Source organism: Acidovorax sp. 22279, from assembly GCF_052045435.1.
In the GTDB taxonomy this organism is placed as follows: Bacteria; Pseudomonadota; Gammaproteobacteria; order Burkholderiales; family Burkholderiaceae_C; genus Acidovorax; species Acidovorax delafieldii.
In genome coordinates this window covers 34062-51732 of sequence record NZ_JBQEOV010000004.1, presented here as the reverse complement: position 1 = coordinate 51732, position 17671 = coordinate 34062, and the positions used below count along the sequence as shown (strand labels likewise).

Here is a 17671-nt window from a genome sequence, read left to right as displayed (position 1 = left end):
ACACCAGCGCGCGGAACTGCCCCCATGACCCCCGACAAAGCCTTCCTTCACCTGCCCGAGCTGCAAGGCCGGCTGACCCCTGCCCATGCCTCGGGTCTGCGCCTCACCGACGAGGTGCTGGCCGAGTGGGACGCCCAGGCGCGCTGCCAGGGTCTGCCCGCCCACTGGCGCCTGCCGGACTACGAGGTCGAACAATCCCGCTGCGAGGTGCTTTCCACCATCACCGCCCAGCAGCAGGATCTGTGGGTGTTTGCCTATGGCTCGCTGATGTGGAACCCAGGCTTTCACTTTGGCGAAGTGCGCCGCGCCTGCCTGCCCGGCTTTGCGCGCCGCTTTGCCCTGAGCACCACCATCGGCCGGGGCACCCCGATTGCCCTGGCCTGGTGCTGACCTTGCAGCGCACGGGCGACGAAGGCCCACAGGGCTGCGAAGGCCTGGCATTCCGCATCCCGGCGCCGCTGGTGGAGGACGAGTCCCGCATGCTGTGGCGGCGCGAGATGATCACCGGCGCCTACTGCCCGCAACTGCTGCCCCTGCCAACGCCCCAGGGCGAAGTGCAGGCGCTGGTGCTGGTCGCCAACACGGCCCATACCCATTACCGGGCCAATCTGTCGCTGCAGGCCACGGCCGCGACGATTGCCACCGCCTGCGGGCGCATTGGCAGCAACCGGGACTACCTGGAGCAGCTGGTGCGGCAGTGTGGGGTGCTGGGCATTGAAGACGCCTATGTGCGTGATCTGGCGGCGTTGGTGAACGCCGCCGCCTATAGCAGCGACCGCTGAAGCCGCCATGGCCCCGCTGCGGCCACGATCTCAAAACGGGGCCGACTCCGGGTCGGTATCGACGGGCACTTCCCGAGGACCGGTCACCACCCCACCCCCAGCCACTTTGCGTGCCGGGGCAGAGGGTACTGCTGCTGGCATGGGTGACCGTGATGCTGCCGGAGCAGTTTCAGCCCTGTCACTCGCCACTGCCTGCGCCGCACCTGACACTCCACTCTCGGTCTCTCCCCCCAGCGCCTCGATCAGGTCCGGAATCAGCTTGACCAGCTCGCCCGTGGCAATCGCCACGTCAGTGTCAAAGCCGCCGTCGTCTGCCTTGGTGCCTTCAAACACCGTGTCCAGGAACGACACCTTCTTGATCTGCAGGCCTTCGGTGAGCATGAAGCTCACGCGGTCGTCCCAGGTGAGGGCCAGCTTGGTGGGCAGCTTGCCAGCGTCGATGTGGGCCTGCACCTCCTCGATGTCGAGTGGGTGGCGGGCGTAGCGCACCACGGCTTTTTCCTCGTTGGCGCTTTTGAGTTCGCACTCACGGTCCACCGTGAAGCCCACGGGCGGCTCCTGCTCCTTGAGCCAGTGGGCCATGGCGGCCTGCGGGCTGGTCTGGGTGTCGAGCAGCGACACCGACAGGCCGGGCAGCGATTCGACCAGCAAAGTCACCACTTCGTCGGCACGGCCCTGGCTGGATGTGTCCAGCACCAGCAGGCGCGAGGCTGTATCGATCCAGATCCACATCGAGCCCTGCTTGGTGAAGGCCATGGGCAGCAGGTCCAGCTTGGCCTCGTCTTTCAGCTCCTTGCTCTCCTTCTTGCCGGGCTTGCGGCCGGTTTCCTTTTCGATGCGTTCGGCCTTTTCCTTGACCTTGCGCGCCAGCACGCTGCCGGGCAACACCTTGGTCTCGACCATGAAACGCAGGATCCATTGCCCGCCCACCGATTCGACCAAGGGGCCATGTAGTTCACCCCGGGGGGGCACCCAGCCCAGCGACTTCTCTTGCGTGGCGCCACATTCCTGGAACGGGGCCTTGGCCAGGGCATCCTCTACTTGCGTCAGCTCGACCTGCCATTGCGGAGCAATGCGGTACACGATCATGTTCTTGAACACGGAAAACCTTTGGTTGGGGTCGCTGCGGACAACGACACGGACACGGAACCCGCCATTGTCGGCGGTCGCCACCCAGGCGCCGGGCCGCTGGGGCACAAGCAGCCCTTGAGGGACTGAAAACGCTACACAATCAATAGCAAACAAGGCATATGCCACTAGCGCATCGCCGACTATTAGCCCAAAATTATCTCGGAGGCCACTTTGCAAGCGTTCGCTGCAACTTTACACAGCCTCACCCAACGCGCACGGTGGCGATACGTGGGCGGCAGACACTGGACTCCAATCGCTGAAACGGTCGTTGCAGCGAGCTCACCACCGCGAAAGGACTTCCACCATGGCATCCCGTTTCTCCCACCCCATCTCTCACCGCATTGCTGCCACCGCCCTGCTCGCCGCCATGGCGTTGCCTGTGCTGGCCCAGCAGCCCCCAGCTGCGCCTGCGGCATCCCCCACAGCCCCTGCCAAGGCCGCCGAGGGCCGCCATGAACGCCACCATGGCGACATGGCCCAGCGCCATGCCAAGCGGCTGGCAGACCTCAAGGCCCAGCTCAAGCTGACGCCTGCACAGGAATCCGCCTGGACCACCTTCACCACCGCCATGCAGCCCGGCGAACGCCCCGCCCGCCTGGACCGCCAGGACATGGACAAGCTGACCACGCCGGAACGCATCGACCGCATGCGGGCCCTGCGCGCTCAGCATGCTGCCGAAGCCGACCGCCGTGGCGAGGCCACCAAGGCCTTCTATGCGACGCTGACGCCCGAGCAGCAAAAGACCTTTGACGCCCAGGCCCACCGGGGCCACCCCATGGGTGGCATGCGGGGTGGCGAGGGCCGCCACGGTCACGGCGACCACCACGGCGGCATGCGCGGGGGCGAAGGCCGTCCGGCCCCCGCTCCGGCCAAATAAGGCCCCCCGGCCAGGCTGACAGGCGCTAAGGCGCACACCCGCCAACCCGGCGTTCTTCACAGAACGCCGGGTTTTTTTGTTGTGGCGGCCAGCCCATGGGGAGCAGCGAACGGCAGCATGCGACGCAGCTGTGGATAACTCTGGGCACAGTTCTGGCACAACCGGGCAGTTATCCACACAAAAATCCGCCACCCGAAAGTTGTTGTCGGTGAGCCCCGCACTTTGTGCAAGCCGCCCCACACACTTTGCAGCGACGCAAGTACGCGCCAGCATTGAAGAAAAGACGCTTGTCCACACAAACAGGCGTTCTCTACTACTACTGCTATTTATATATAAAGCTATTAAAGAATAACCAGAACCCCAACTCCGGGGTACCCATCACACACCTGCGATGTGCGGTTCTGCTTGTGAGGGCCTGACTGGACGGACATCACCACCAGGCCGTGGTGGCGACAGCTCGGCCTGCCCTGCGGATCATTCAGGTCCTCTTGGGAACCCACAGGCGGTCGTTGACTGCACGAAACGGCTTTGCGGCCTGGTACGAGGGATGTGCTGTGCCAAGGCCCTGTGCGCCGCATCGACCATCGTCTGGGCAGGTTCTGACCGCCTCGCTGGCGCACCCCAAGCCCTGCAGTAGCGAAAGCGGAGCGTCACATCTTCCTTAGTGCTATCAATTAGAGAGCAATCAAGGCATACGAACGTAGCGCTACGGGTCGTTTTGATTGAAATTCTTGCTGCCCACGCGCCCGGTGCGTAAAACTGGGGATAGTTTTGGCACAACCGGGGGCTTATCCACAGAAAAGGGCGACGCGCCGCTTTTGTCCCCGCTCGGGCGACAACGGGAGCAGGGCTGGGTGCACAGGGTTGGCAGCGGGCTAAGTGCTTGCCAGCGCTGGCAAAAATGCAGTTGTCCACACGCCAGGCCGCTCTCTACTACTACGACTATGTATTTATAAAAGACATAAGAAGAAGACAGAGGACAACTGGGGCCACGCACACGGCGGGGGTGATGGAGGGGCACCCACATACCGTGGTGTACCCGCCCCACCCTGGAGGAAAGGTGGGATCTGGAGCCGTCCAGAAGGCCGTGGAGGGCCTTGGGCGCAAAAGCAGGCCCAGGGGGCCGAAACGGACCCACAGGTTCCTCACGGAGCTTCTAGGGCCCTCAGGAGGGAGTCAGGGGTTAAGGGGACGTTGGATGTGGACAAGAGCCAGGAACACCTGGCGGGCGCCGCCTATGCCTGCGAGGTGCGCAGGAAGCTGTCCAGAACGTCCACCGACAGCGCCTTGCTGAACAGGTAGCCCTGGTAGAGCTGGCAACCTGCGCGGGCCAGCAGAGCGCATTGCTCGGGGGTCTCCACGCCTTCGGCGATCACTTCCAGCCCCAGGCTGCGCGACAAGCCGATGATGGTGTCCACGATCGCAGCGTCGTTGGGGTCGGTCAGCAGGTCACGCACAAAGCTCTGGTCGATCTTGAGCTGATCGAGTGGCATGCGCTTCAAGTAGCTCAGGCTGGAGTACCCGGTGCCAAAGTCGTCCAGCGAGAAGCCCACCCCGTAGGACCGCAGCGCGGTCATGGTGGCGATGGTGGTCTCCATGTCTTCCACCAGCAGGCTTTCGGTCAGCTCCAGCTTGAGCTGGGCCGAGGGCGCGCCGGTGATGGCGAGCACGCGGGCCACGTCGTCCACAAAACTGGCATGGCGGAACTGGCGCGAACTCACGTTGACGGCCATGGTCAGGTGCGACAGGGCCGGGTCGCTCTGCCAGCTGGCCAGCAGCTTGCACGCGGTGTGCAACACCCAACGGCCCAGCGGCAGGATGAGGCCGGTTTCTTCGGCCAGCGGGATGAACTGGGCGGGCGACACCATGCCGCGCTGCGGGTGGGCCCAGCGCACCAGCGCCTCCACCCCCACACAGCGGCCCGACTGGTGGATTTGCGGCTGAAAGTGCAGCAGGAACTCTTCCTGCATCAGCGCGGAGCGCAGGTCGGTTTCCAGCCCCGCGCGCGCCGTGACCACGGCCTGCATGTCGGGGTCAAAAAAGCGCAAAGTGTTGCGGCCGGCCGTCTTGGCCTGGTACATGGCCAGGTCGGCCTGCTTGAGCAGCTCGCCCACTGTGGTGTGTTCGCCGGTGAACGGCGCAATGCCGATACTGGGGGTGCTGCGGTACTGGTAGCCCTGCAGTGCATAGGGCACGGCCAGCATGGCCAGGATCTTTTCACCCACGCCCCGGGCATGCAGCGCCAGCTCGTGCGGCTTGGGGCTGAGTTCTTCCAGCATGACCACAAACTCGTCACCCCCCAGCCGGGCCACCGTGTCCACGCTGCGCACGCAGGTGTTCAGGCGCTGCGCCACCTGTTGCAGCAGCAGGTCGCCCTGGTCGTGGCCCAGAGTGTCGTTCAGGGTCTTGAAGTTGTCGAGGTCAATGAACAGTAACGCCCCGCCCTGCTGGCGCCGCTGCGCGGTGGCCAGGGCCTGGTGCATGCGGTCCATGAGCAGCATGCGGTTGGGCAGGCCGGTGAGCGCATCGTAGAACGCCAGGCGCTGGATCTCGCGCTCGCTGGCCTTGCGCTGGCGGATATCGGTGTTGATGGCCAGGATGGACTGTGGCTGGCCGTCATCGCCACGCACCAGCGTCCAGCGGCCTTCCACCTCGATGGTGCTGCCATCGCGGTGGCGCTGCACGATCTCGCCGGTCCACTCGCCCTGCTCCAGCACCGTCTGCGTGGCGTGCCGGAAGTGCGTGGGGTCTTCGTAGAGCAGCGTCTCGATGGACTGCCCCAGCGCCTGCAGCTGCGACCAGCCGTACAGGCGCTCCGCGCTCTTGTTCCAGAAGATGATGCGGTGGTCCAGGTCCCGCACCAGGATGGCGTCCTGGGCCTTGTCCAGCAGCGAGGCCTGGTGGCGGATGCGGATGTCGGCCAGCTGCCGCTCGATCTCGGCCGACGCACGCGAGGCAAAGATCTGCAGCGTGGAGGTGATGAAGTCCGTGTCGGCAATCGCGTGGCGGAACAGCACGAAGACGATGCCCACCACCTCGCCGTCGGCATTGCACAGCTGCTGGCCCACATAGGCCTGTGCCCCCACCGCGCGCAGCACGGGGGCTTCGGGGTACAGCTGCTGCACCTTGTCGGTCACCACATGGGTGCGCTGCGACATCAGCAACAGGCTCGGTGTGCCGTCCAGGCTGTATTCGTCGTTGGGCAGCATCTGGCCGTCGAGCACGGCGGCCAGCGTGACCACCCGGGGCGTGTGGTCTTGCGAATGCGGCAGCAACCGCACCACGCAGCCGCCCTGGGCATCCAGCGCATCGGCCATGTTGCGCACCAGCTGCACAAAAAATTCGGTGCCGGTGCTGGCCGACACGGCCGCCGCCACCTTGAGCACCGAGGCCTGCAGCCGCTGCTGCGCCTTGTGCGCGCGCAGGCTGGTGATGCCGATGGCCAGGTCGTTGGACAGCTCCTGCAGCAGTGCGGCTTCTTCGGGGCTGATCTGCAACACGTCGGGTGCATACAGGTACAACAGGCCAAAACTGCGGTCCTGCGCGTGGTCGCGCGCATGCTCGCGCAGCGGCAGGCAGATCACGCCGTGAAAGCCATGCTCCAGCATGCGCTCGGTCCAGTCGGCAAAGTCCCCTTCGGTGCGGATGTCCTGCACGATCACCGGCTGGCCGGTGCGCACCGCAATGCCCGCCGGGCCCCGGCCATAGGGGTCGTCGGCCGACCAGCTCAGTTGCAGGTTTTCCAGGTAGTTCTGGTTGTAGCCCGCATGGGCCACCGGGCGGATGGACTTGCGCTCGTCGTCCATGGCAAACCCCACCCAGCCCATGCGGTAGCCACCGATGTCCACCGCAATCTGGCAGATGGCCTGCAGCAGTGCGGTCTCGGACGTGGCGCGCACCAGGGTTTCGTTGCATGCGCTCAGCAGGCGCTGGGCACGGCCCATGCGCGCCAGCTCGCGCTCGGTGCGCAGGCGTTCGGTCACGTCGGTGGCCAGCACCTGGCGGGCCGGGCGCCCGTTGAAGCTGATGCTGCCTGCCGTGATCTCCACATCCATGAAGCTGCCATCCTTCTTGATGTGGCGGCTGATGACCGGCGCGTTGCGCTGTTCCATCGGAACGGCGCGGATGTTGGCCTCGACGTTGGGGCGCCGGTCGGCGGGCCACAGGTCCAGCATCGACATGGTCAGCAGCTCGGACTCGGTGTAGCCATAGTGGCGTTCCATCGACCGGTTCACGGCCTGCAGCTGCAGGGTTTCACGGTCGTACACCCACATGGGGTGCGGGTGCTCGTCAAACAGCATGCGGTATTGCTGCTCGGACGCATGCAGCTGCCCCGCCACATGCCGCAACTGCACCATGGCACCCAGCGACTCGGTCAGGATCTCCAGGTGCGCCACATCGCGGCGCGAAAATGCATTGACCTTGTCCGATGTGACCTTGAGCGACCCGACGATGGCGTCGCCACTGCGCAGCGGAACCGCCATGACCGACCGTACGCCGTGGCGGTGGGGCATCGAAGCCATGTCCCAGCCCTCGGCCTCGGTGTCGTTGCACACCACGGTCTGGCCCTTGCTGAGCGCAGGCCAGAGCAGGCTCTGGTCCACTGGCAGCAGGTTGCCCACCGGGCGCACGTGGTCACCGGCCGAGGCTTGCGCCACCAGCTGGCGGCCTTGCAGCAGCTCCACCATGGCGCCGCGCGCTTCGGTCTGGCGCAGCACGGTGCTGGCCACCAGCTGCAGCACCTCGGGCAGCGGCATGTCCAGCGACGAAATGCGCTGCTGCACCTGCAGCAGCTCGGCATGGTTCTGTGCGTCGCGCTGGGCGTCCAGGTCGGCCAGCTTTTGTGCGCTGATGTCCGTCATGCCGCCCACCATGCGCACGGCCTTGCCCTGCAGGTCGCGGATCAGGAAGCCCCGGTCCAGCACCCAGGCATAGCTGCCGTCCTGGCGGCGAAAGCGGTATTCGTCCGACCAGTGGTTGGCCGTGCCGTCAATGGCGGCATGGATGCCTTCGAGCACTTCTTCGCTGTCATCGGGGTGCAGTCGTAAGGTCCACGAGGTGCTGTCGGGCGGCAACTGGTCGAGTGGCACACCGAACAGGGTCTGCATGCCTTCGTTCCACCACATGGCATCGGTGTGCAGGTTCCAGTCCCACACCGCGTCGGCCGTGGCGCGCGAGACCAGATGAAAGCGCTCTTCGCTCTCACGGCGGGCCTGCCGGGCCTGGTGCTGGGCCGAGATGTCCTGAAACGCCCCCTGAATCCGCACGATGCGGCCGTCGGCGTCGCGCACCGCCTGCCCGGTGGTGCGCACCCAGAAGTGCCGACCCGCCAGTGTGACAAGTTCGGCCTCCAGGTCAAACGGTGTGCCTTGGCGGATGCAGCTCTCAAACGCTGCCAACATGGCCTGCCGGTGCGGGGGCAGGTACAGCTCCATGATCTGTTCCACCGAGCCCATGCGTCCCGCAATGCCGAAGGCTGCGGCGATCTCCTGCGACCAGTTCAGCTGCAGGCTGGGCAGCTCCACGATCCACCCGCCAATGCGGGCCATCTGCCCGGCCACGCGCAGGGTCTCGCTCTGGGCCAGCAGTTCGGCATGCATCTTGTCGCGCTGCTGCACCAGGTCGGCCAGCACCTGCTTTTGGCGGCGCAGCTCCAGCTGCACCATGGCCTGCTCGGCCAGTATGCGCAGGCCCTCCAGCTGCTCGGCCTCGATGTGCCGGGGGATGGAGTCCAGCACCGCCAGCGTGCCCAGCGCCTGCCCCTCGGGGGTGACCAGCGGCACACAGGCGTAAAAGCGCACATGGGGGGCCTGCGTGACCAGCGGGTTGTGGGCAAAAACCGGGTGCTTGTGGGTGTCGTTGACCACCATGGGCTCGCGGCTGCCGCTCAGTGCATGCGCGCAGAACGCAATTGCGCGCTCGGTCTCCTTGAACGGTACACCCACTGCGGCCTTGAACCACTGCCGGTCGCTGTCCACGAAGTTGACCACCGCCATGGGGCACTGGCATACACGCGCAGCCAGCGTGGCCAGCTGGTCAAAGCTGTCTTCCGCCGGGGTGTCGAGGATCGCGTAAGACTGCAGTGCCTGGAGCCGGGCGGCCTCTGCGGTGGCTTGCGCTGGTGGCATGGTCAGTCCACCGTGGCGCCGCTGCGCACGCAGCTGCCCAGCCTGGTCGGTGCGACCAAGCCATGGGTGGCGGGGCGGAGTAGCGTCGGCAAGGCAATCGGGCAGTAGAGGGAGCGTGCAATGCGGCCGCACCGCGCGCTCAGGTTCACAGCGCCACAGGCACTGTGGCAAAGAGTGTGAATGCTACACCGCACAGTCCTCGCTGGCGACGTGCGCCCATGGGGGTTTGTCCCAAAAAACACAGTGTTTTGACCTCGGGCAGTCACCCAGGCAACCTTCGCGCAGCACGAGGCTTGCTAACGTGGCCCCATGCAGATTTCCGAACTCGCGCAACAGGCCTCGGTGTCCGTCCACGCGCTGCGCCACTACGAGCGGCTGGGGCTCATCCACCCCGATCGCCGGGCCAACGGCTACCGCAACTATCCGGCCCGCATGCGGCGCGAGGTGGTGTTCATCGCCATGTCCCGCCAGCTGGGCTTCAGCCTGCCGCAGATTGCCCTTCGCCTGGATGAATACCGCGCCGGCACCCTCGGCATTGACGACATGGTGCAGGCCTTGCAGGCGCGTGTGGACGCGATCGACCAGCAGATCGCTGCGCTGCAGTCCCAAAAATCCACCGTGCAGGCGCACCAGGCCTGGTTGCGTGGCCAGTTGCTCACGAAGCAGCGATCAAAAACCCAGGGTCGGCAAACACCCTCGGGCGCAGCCACTGCATCTACCAAGTCCTGGCCGCGTGTGCGTGCCCCGTCGGCCCGCAAACCCTAGACCCCTCGCAGCACCCAAACACCTCCCTGGAGATCCCCACCATGACAGCCCCACTCACACCCGCGCCCCGCGATGCTTTGTCCAGCGCACCCCGTAGCACCATCGAAACTCTGCAGGCCGTGGTGCTGGCCATGCCGATGGCCCGCACGCTGGGGCTGCGCTTTGTCCATGCCGAGCCCGGCCGGGTGGAGGTGGAGATACCGGTGAGCGAGTCCTTCAGCTTTCGCCCGGGCCAGTTGCAGGCCACGGCCGTGTTTGCGGTGGCCGACTTTGCGGCGGTGGCGGCAGCAGGCAGCGTGTTGCCACCCGGCTGGACCAACGCCACAGTGGACACCACCTTGAAAATTGTGGCCCCTGCCCAGGGCGAGTGCCTGCGGGCGCGGGGCCGCGTGGTGGATGCCGGGCGCCTGCTCACCGTCTGTGCCGCCGACGTGTGGGCAGTGGATGCCGCCGGCCAGCAGCGGCTGTGCGCTACGCTGCTGGCCACGGCGCGCAACATCGACATGGGGGCCGCGAGGCCGCCCCAGGGCTGATAGCGCAGCCTGACGCCAGGCGTGCCAGCCGAGCACAAGGTGCGTCGGGTGTGTCAGGCCTTCTGGCGCCGCGCCCGCACTGCTGCTGCCAGTCCTTCAAGGACCGGCACGGTTTGCGCCATGCTGATGCAGGCATCCGTCACCGACACGCCTTGCGCCAGCGGCTGACCGGGCACGATGTCCTGGCGGCCTTCCTGCAGGTGGCTCTCGATCATCAGGCCGGTGATGCGTGTGTCGCCCGCGGCAATCTGCTGCGCCACTTCTGCCGCCACGGTGATCTGGCGCTGGTGCTGCTTGCTGCTGTTGGCATGGCTCACGTCGATCATCACCTGCTCGCGCAGGCCGGCGGCCTTGAGCACGGCGCAGGTCGCATCCACATCGGCAGCGCTGTAGTTGGGCTGCTTGCCACCGCGCAGGATCACGTGGCAGTCCTGGTTGCCGCGCGTTTCAAAGATCGCAGCCTGGCCCATCTTGGTCATGCCCATGAAGGCGTGCGCGGCGCTGGCCGCCAGGATGGCGTCGCTCGCCACCTTCACGCCACCATCGGTGCCGTTCTTGAAACCCACGGGGCACGACAGTCCGCTGGCCAGCTGCCGGTGGCTCTGGCTCTCGGTCGTGCGCGCGCCGATGGCGCCCCAGCTCACCAGGTCGCTGATGAACTGCGGCGAGAGCAGGTCCAGGAATTCGGTGCCCACGGGCAGGCCCAGCGACAGCACGTCCAGCAGCAGCTGGCGGGCCAGCTCCAGCCCCTCGTTGATGGCAAAGCTGCCGTCCAGATGCGGATCGTTGATGTAGCCCTTCCAGCCCACGGTGGTGCGCGGCTTTTCAAAGTACACCCGCATCACGATGAGCAGGTCGTCCTGCAGTGCATCGGCCTGTGCTTTCAGCTGGTGCGCATAGTCCATGGCCTGGCCATGGTCGTGGATAGAGCAAGGCCCCACCACCACGATCAGCCGGTCGTCCTGCCCATGCAGGATGCGCGAAATGGCAGCGCGGCTGGATTCGACCAGGGTCAGCGCCGCATCGGGCGTGGGTAGCCATTCCTGCAGCAGCGCCGGTGTGATCAGTGGGCGCACGGCCTTGATGCGCGTGTCATCAATGCGGGTGGTGTCGTGGGTGGAGATGGGGGTGGCGGAGCGGTGTGCGTGGGTCATGGTGGCCCCGATTGTCGCGGAGCCCGATCACAGGCCGAATCGAGGCACGTTGCTAGATACCGGCGCGGCCCCCGCGCGAGACGCAGAGCAAGGGCCGCCCCGCAGCGAGTGCGTCGTCCCCCTGCCCGCAGCGCGTAGCGACGCGAGAGCTGGGGGACGCGGCGAAGCCGCACAGGGGGGTGTCCGAATTCAAGGCCTGCGGAACGCCGCATTCTGCCGCGCCCAGTGGCGCGACTGCAGGTGGTCCAGCCGCACCGTGCCGCCGGTGGACGGCGCATGCACAAACCGCCCTTCGCCCACATAGATGCCCGCATGGTTGGGCTGGCGGCCGGTGCCGAACACTACCAGGTCGCCGGCGCGCAGCTCGCTGCCGTCGATGGGATAGCCCCAGGTGTTGAGCTGGGCCACCGTGCGCGGCGGTGGTGTACCCACCTGGTTGCGGTACACATAGCCGATCAGGCCGCTGCAATCAAAGCCCGAGTCCGGGGTGTTGCCGCCGTAGCGATACGGCGTGCCCACCAGGCCCAGCGCGTGGATGGCAATGTCGTGTGCCTGCTCCGGCGTGAGCGGCGGCGCCGTGCGTGTGGAAGCCTGCGGTGGCGACGAGGGGGACGGAGGCCGCGATGTACTGCAACCGGCCAGCACCAGCAGGGCGGCGGTGCAGGCGGCAAGGCTCAGACTGTGAAAGGCGCGCATGGGCCCGAGGTTACTGGACTTACGCGGCTCCCTGCACTTTACCCAGGCTCCCCAAGGTCTTTGCGCGCCAAGCCTTGCGCAGGCCGTTGGCAGTGCCTGAGAAAACCCCCTGTCGATCCCCGTCAGAACGGGGTATTCCCTGCGGCCTGTTTGTACGCCATGCTGGATGCATCGCTGGCGCGCTGCATCGGAATGAATGCAACCCCGCGGGTCTCCACCCTGGGACCCGTTGCCAAAAACCCCATGCGCTCATAGAAGCCCCGGGCATGGGGTGTCGCGTTGACTGTGATGCCCGGTGCAGGGCTGGTAGCGATATGGGACAGGGCGTGTTGCCACAGTTGCTGCCCGTAGCCAAGTCCCTGGAAAGCCTCGGCCACAAACAGATGGAACAGGTGGCTGTCCTCCCGCACCACCACGACGCCCGCCAAGGTGTTGTTGCGTGTCCACCCCACCCAGGTCTTGAACGATGGACTCTGCAGCCGTAGCGCCACCGCCTCGGGCTGCAGGGTCTGTAAAAACGCCTCCGCACCACGCCCGTCTTTGTCCAGCGTGAAGAAGTGCGCCACCGACAACGCAAGCGCGCTGATGGCGGGCGCATCCCGGGTCGATGCGGTAAGAATTTCCATGCGGGTTTCGGTCACTCGGCCAGGGAAGTTGCTTCTGGATGCAACGCAGGCCGCCGCGCCATCAACCGGTTGGCCACGCTCACAATCGCTTGCACCGAGGCAGTCACGATGTTGTGGCTGGCGCCTGCCCCAAAGGTGGAACCTGCCACGCCGTCCATGGCTGCTTCCACAATGGCCATCGCCTGCGCGTTGGCGCCCGTGCCGGTGGCGCGTTCCTCGTAGTGGTCCACCCGCAGTGGCAGACCGAGCGCGTCCACCGTAGCTGCAATCGGCCCGTTGCCCTGGCCGCGCAGGGTCTGGCGCGTGCCGTCGATGGTCACGTCCAGCTCGATGCCCTGGCCGTCTTCATCGATGCGGTGGCCGTGGCAGGTGATGGCGGCCTGTACTGTGGCGTGTACGGGTGCCTGCAGGTAAGTGGCCTGGAACAGGCTCCACAACGCGTCGCCCGTCATCTCGCTTTCGCTCGCGTCCGTCTGGCGCTGCACCACGGCGCTGAACTCCACCTGCATGCGGCGCGGCATCACCACGCCATGTTCACGTTCGAGCAAGAACGCGATGCCGCCCTTGCCCGACTGGCTGTTCACCCGGATCACGCTGTCATACGTGCGGCCGAGGTCGGCCGGGTCGATGGGCAGGTAGGGCACTTCCCACAAGGCGTTCGGGTCTTGCGCAGCAAAACCCTTCTTGATCGCGTCCTGGTGCGAGCCCGAGAACGCGGTGAACACCAGGTCGCCCGCATACGGGTGGCGTGGATGCACGGGCAGCGAGGTGCATTCTTCGGCAATGCGCGCGACCGAGGTGATGTCCGAGAAGTCAAGGTTCGGGTGCACGCCCTGCGTGTACATGTTGAGCGCCAAGGTCACGATGTCCACGTTGCCGCAGCGCTCACCGTTGCCAAAGAGGCAGCCTTCCACACGGTCGGCACCGGCCATCATTGCAAGTTCTGCTGCCGCCACGCCCGTGCCCCGGTCGTTGTGCGGGTGCACCGACAGCACGATGTGCTCGCGCGGGCTGAGCTGGCGGTCCATCCACTCGATCTGGTCTGCAAATACGTTGGGGGTGGCGTTTTCCACCGTGGTGGGCAGGTTGATGATGATGGGGCGGCCGGGGCCTGCGCCCCAGGTGGCGATGGCGGTCTGACAAGCCTTGAGCGACACGCTGAGCTCGGTGGCGCTGAAGGTTTCTGGCGAGTACTGCAGGGTCCACTGCGTTTCGGGCTGTGCGTCGGTGAGCTGCTTGAGGTAGCCCACATGGTGCGCGATGAGCTGCATCACCTGCGTCACGTTCATGCCAAAAACGATGCGGCGCCACGCGGGCGCGGTGGCGTTGTACAAGTGGACGATGGCGCGGGGTGCGCCTTTCACGGCCTCCACGGTGCGTGTGATCAGGTCCTCGCGCGACTGGGTCATGACCATGATGGTCACGTCGTCGGGGATGAGGTTTTCGTCGATGAGGCGGCGCACAAAGTCGAAATCGATTTGCGACGCGGCGGGAAAGCCGACTTCGATCTCCTTGAAGCCGATGCGCACCAGCTCGTGAAAGAGCTTCATCTTGCGCTCGCCGTTCATGGGCTCGAACAAGGCCTGGTTGCCATCGCGCAGGTCGGTGGAGAGCCACACGGGCGCGTGGGTGATGCTGCGGTTGGGCCATTGGCGGTCGGCGAGCGCAATGGGGGCGATGGGTTGGTATTTGGTGGCGGGCTTGGCAATCATGAGGGGCTCCACGAACGGTGTGTGCGGTGTGCCAATCAGGCACGGTGCACGGGTCAATCGGAATCGAAAGAAATCAAAACGAATGACATCCCCTGCAGCCCTTTGCGTGTGCAAAGGCTGGTTCGCGGGCCGGGGTCAGGGGGAGATCAGGTGTTGCGCAAAACGGCAACGGTGGCGAACGCAGGCAGACCCCGGCCAGGCACTAGGCCTAGCGATAGGGTGGATAGGAGCATGCTGCGTTGCATAGGGAACCAAAGATAGCACAGCGATGCTGCGGTGCGCAACCATTTGCATGAAATCTGCCTATGGCGCTGGTTGTATATGCCTAATTAGCTATTAAATATGTAGCAAATGAGGCTGGTAGCATGACGCCCTTGAACGCCCCCAGCTCTGCCACTGCCCATGGCGGCTGGCACGATTGGCCCCGCTTCAGGAGATCCCATGCCTTATCTGTTGCTCATCATGGAACCCCACGGCCAGCGTGCCGAGCGGGGCCTGGCCGGTGGCCAGGAGGCCTATGCCCGCATGCAGCGTTTTGGTGCCGGTCTGCAGGCCCGCGGCCTGTTGCGCGCCAGCGAGTCGCTGGCCTCGACCGAGCAGGCGGTGCGGCTGCAGGTGCGCGAAGGGCAGACCCGCCTGACCGATGGGCCGTTTGCCGAGACCAAGGAAATGGTGGGCGGCTTCTTTCTCATCGACTGCGCCACGCGCGACGAGGCCGTTGCCATTGCCCGCGAATGCCCGGCCGCCGAGTGGGCCACCGTGGAGGTGCGCGAACTGGCGCCCTGCTACCACGGCGCGGTGGATTGAATCAAGCCGAAGCGCCTGCCTGCAGCGCCAGGAACTGCGGCGCTGGCATGGGGCGTGCAAACACATAGCCCTGCAGCACATCGCAGCCTTGCCGCACCAGGTAGTCGGCCTGCTCCTGGGTTTCCACGCCCTCGGCGGTCACCTGCAGCCCCAGGCCGTGCGCCAGCGCCACAATGGCGGTGACGATGGCACGGCTGTGCTCCTGCCCCGGCAGGTCTTTGACAAAGCTGCGGTCGATCTTCAGGCGCCGCATGGGCAACTGGCGCAGATATGCCAGTGACGAGTAGCCGGTACCAAAGTCATCGATGGCCAGGTGAATGCCCAGCTGGCTCAACCGGTGCAGCGTGTGGGCGCCGGCCTCCATGTTTTCCATCAGCACGGTTTCGGTCAGCTCGATTTCCAGCAGGTGCGCGGGCAGGCCCTCTTCGCGCAGGATGTCCATCACGCGTTCCAGAAACTGTGGGTCACCCAGCTGCCGTGCCGAGATGTTCACGGCCACGCGCAGGGGCGGGCCCCCTTTCCACTGGGCGGCGTCGCGGCAGGCGGTGCGCATCACCCAGTAGCCCAGCGGGGCAATGAGTCCGCAGTCCTCGGCCACCGACACGGCCTCGAGCGGCGACACGGAGCCCAGCTCCGCATGCGTCCACCGCAGCAAGGCCTCGGCGCCGACCAGGGCCCGGTCGCTGGCGGCAAACAGGGGCTGGTAGTGCAGCGCCAAACCGGTGCCCTGCTCCAGCTCCGCACGCAGCGCCTGTTCAATGGCCTGGCGCCGCACCACGGCCTGGTTCATCGACGCATCAAACCGTACGCAGCGGTTCTTGCCCATCTCCTTGGCGCGGTACATGGCGGTGTCGGCGTTGCTCACCAGCGCGTCCATGTCCATCGCATCGTCGGGAAACGTGGCAATGCCTGCGCTGCAGGTCACGTTGACCTGCTGGCCGACCTCGGTGTAAGCAGCCTGGAAGACGCTGACGATGCGCTGCGCGTAGTTCTCCAGCGCCGCGTCATCCATGTCCAACCGCAGGATCAGCGCAAACTCGTCGCCCCCCAGGCGCGAGATGGTGTCGGTGCTGCGCACCACGGATTGCAGGCGCTGGGCCACCTGGCGCAACAGGCCGTCCCCCGCCGCATGGCCGAAGGTGTCGTTGAGTGTCTTGAAGTTGTCCAGGTCGATGTACACCAGTGCCACCCGGTAGCCCGCACTGCGTGCGCCCTGCAGCTCGGCGGCCAGCCGCTCGTTGAACGCGTGCCGGTTGCCCGTGCCGGTGACGGCGTCGGTGTGGGCGAGCGCGTGCAAGCGGTTCTCGGCCTCGCGCACAGCAGCGCGGCTGCGCAGCACCATGGCGGTGGCCATGGCCATCACGCAAATGGCGATCAACAAGGCGGTGCCAAACCGGATGCCCAGCCGCATGTACACCGCCGCCATCGACTTGCGGATGTACAGCGTGCCCCAGGTGGTGCCAGACGCCTCGATGGGCCGGGCGATCTCAAGCATGCGCCAGCCAGCGCGCTCTGCGGCGCCGTCCAGTCTCGTGGCACGCAGCGTGGTGGGAAAGTCCGGGTCGCGGTCGCGCGCGTAATGCGCAAACAGCACGCCATCCTTGTCGTACACCGTGGCGCTGATCACCATGGACGACGACCGCAGCGCGCCCAGCATTTCATTGGCGGTGCTGGTGTCGCGGAACACCACGGCCGCAGAGATGTTGTCGGCCACGATGGCGGCTTCCACCCGGCTGTCTTGCAGCATGGACGCGCGGGTGCTCCAGTAGTCCACGCCGGTGAGCGCCAGCACCACGGTCAGCAGCGCCAGGCCTGCGGCCAGGATGCCCGTTACCACCAGGCGCGATGACAGCAGGGCATGCGTCGCCGGGCTTGCGGGCGCTGCGGTGTCGGCTTCAGCGGGGCGTGTTTTCACCGGCCTCCCCTGGCCAGCCGCAGCAGCCGTGAGCTGATGATGAGGCCGGCCTTGCTGGCGGCGTCGGGGCTGATGCCGAACACCACGCGCCCTTCCTGCTGGGCCAGGGCGATGACGATTTCTGGATTCACAAAGGTGATTTCATCCGACACGGTGAGGATGCCGTGGGACGGCGGCAGGGTACGCAGCAGTCGCAGAACAGGCTCCACTTCGGCGTTGTGGATGATCAGCACGCGGCAGCCACGAATCGCCGGCAGATCCAGCAACCGCACGCGCACGGTGCGGCCCTTGGTGGCCGGTTTGCCATCGAGCGCAGTCAGGGCGCGCTTGAGCGGGCTGAAGGCAGACACGCACACCGTGACCTCATTGCCGGGCGCGCCATCGCTGTCGGGCCAGTCGATGAACTGGATGAAGTTGAAGATGTAGGCGGCCTTGAGGTCTAGGTCAGCCACCGGCTCGTTGGCACGGGCTGCACTGGTGCCCGCGCCACACACCGTCCACAGGCAGATCGCCAGCAGCGTGCGCAATCGCAGGAAATAGGCCAT

The 17671-nt window shown here is 66.0% G+C and carries 12 protein-coding genes and 1 pseudogene; 5 read left to right on the top strand and 8 right to left on the bottom strand.

The genetic code is table 11. The annotated features are described in order from the left end of the window. Positions 1-24: 24 nt before the first annotated feature. Positions 25-782 (top strand): annotated as a pseudogene (locus ACTJKQ_RS06490) (gamma-glutamylcyclotransferase). Between the two features lie 30 nt (positions 783-812). Here the strand turns inward: ACTJKQ_RS06490 and ACTJKQ_RS06485 are convergent. Further along, positions 813-1883 (bottom strand): recombination-associated protein RdgC, encoded by a 1071-nt coding sequence (locus ACTJKQ_RS06485; protein WP_440596369.1) that lies wholly within the window; start codon positions 1881-1883, stop codon positions 813-815. 334 nt (positions 1884-2217) lie between these two features. Between ACTJKQ_RS06485 and ACTJKQ_RS06480 the strand changes: the two genes are divergently transcribed. Next, the gene (locus ACTJKQ_RS06480) at positions 2218-2790 is read left to right on the top strand and encodes a Spy/CpxP family protein refolding chaperone (protein WP_060987148.1); all 573 of its coding nucleotides are present in this window, start codon (positions 2218-2220) and stop codon (positions 2788-2790) included. Positions 2791-4025: 1235 nt separating this feature from the next. On the opposite strand, the gene ACTJKQ_RS06475 is transcribed toward ACTJKQ_RS06480, so the two are convergent. Further along, positions 4026-8918 (bottom strand): EAL domain-containing protein, encoded by a 4893-nt coding sequence (locus ACTJKQ_RS06475; RefSeq protein WP_440596368.1) that lies wholly within the window; start codon positions 8916-8918, stop codon positions 4026-4028. 309 nt (positions 8919-9227) lie between these two features. On the opposite strand from ACTJKQ_RS06475, the gene ACTJKQ_RS06470 reads away from it, so the two are divergent. Next, positions 9228-9683 carry a MerR family DNA-binding transcriptional regulator gene (locus ACTJKQ_RS06470; RefSeq protein ID WP_440596367.1) on the top strand — a complete coding sequence of 152 codons (456 nt, stop codon included), beginning with the start codon at positions 9228-9230 and terminating at the stop codon, positions 9681-9683. Positions 9684-9814: 131 nt separating this feature from the next. Continuing rightward, positions 9815-10216 carry a PaaI family thioesterase gene (locus ACTJKQ_RS06465; protein WP_440596524.1) on the top strand — a complete coding sequence of 134 codons (402 nt, stop codon included), beginning with the start codon at positions 9815-9817 and terminating at the stop codon, positions 10214-10216. 53 nt (positions 10217-10269) lie between these two features. On the opposite strand, the gene ACTJKQ_RS06460 is transcribed toward ACTJKQ_RS06465, so the two are convergent. The 4 genes from ACTJKQ_RS06460 to leuA all read right to left on the bottom strand — a co-directional run bounded on the left by ACTJKQ_RS06460 (position 10270) and on the right by leuA (position 14404). Next, on the bottom strand, positions 10270-11370 hold the full coding sequence (locus ACTJKQ_RS06460; protein WP_440596366.1) for a 3-deoxy-7-phosphoheptulonate synthase: 1101 nt from the start codon (positions 11368-11370) through the stop codon (positions 10270-10272). Between the two features lie 189 nt (positions 11371-11559). Further along, complete coding sequence (locus ACTJKQ_RS06455; RefSeq protein ID WP_056056907.1) at positions 11560-12066, bottom strand: C40 family peptidase; 507 nt, start codon at positions 12064-12066, stop codon at positions 11560-11562. 122 nt (positions 12067-12188) lie between these two features. Next, positions 12189-12692: a GNAT family N-acetyltransferase gene (locus ACTJKQ_RS06450; protein ID WP_440596365.1), complete on the bottom strand. Its 504-nt coding sequence runs from the start codon at positions 12690-12692 to the stop codon at positions 12189-12191. A gap of 11 nt (positions 12693-12703) precedes the next feature. Beyond that, positions 12704-14404: a 2-isopropylmalate synthase gene (gene leuA / locus ACTJKQ_RS06445; protein WP_440596364.1), complete on the bottom strand. Its 1701-nt coding sequence runs from the start codon at positions 14402-14404 to the stop codon at positions 12704-12706. A 441-nt stretch (positions 14405-14845) separates the two neighbouring features. Here leuA and ACTJKQ_RS06440 point away from each other — a divergent pair, with 441 nt between their 5' ends. Beyond that, entirely contained in the window at positions 14846-15211 is a 366-nt protein-coding gene (locus ACTJKQ_RS06440) for a YciI family protein (protein WP_056056900.1), read from the top strand. A 1-nt stretch (position 15212) separates the two neighbouring features. Here ACTJKQ_RS06440 and ACTJKQ_RS06435 read toward each other — a convergent pair whose 3' ends face one another. Beyond that, positions 15213-17126, bottom strand: a complete 1914-nt coding sequence (locus ACTJKQ_RS06435) for a putative bifunctional diguanylate cyclase/phosphodiesterase (protein ID WP_440596363.1) — start codon at positions 17124-17126, stop codon at positions 15213-15215. After that, the gene (locus ACTJKQ_RS06430; protein ID WP_440596362.1) at positions 17123-17671 is read right to left on the bottom strand and encodes a YfiR family protein; all 549 of its coding nucleotides are present in this window, start codon (positions 17669-17671) and stop codon (positions 17123-17125) included. The genes ACTJKQ_RS06435 and ACTJKQ_RS06430 overlap by 4 nt, the downstream gene beginning before the upstream one ends.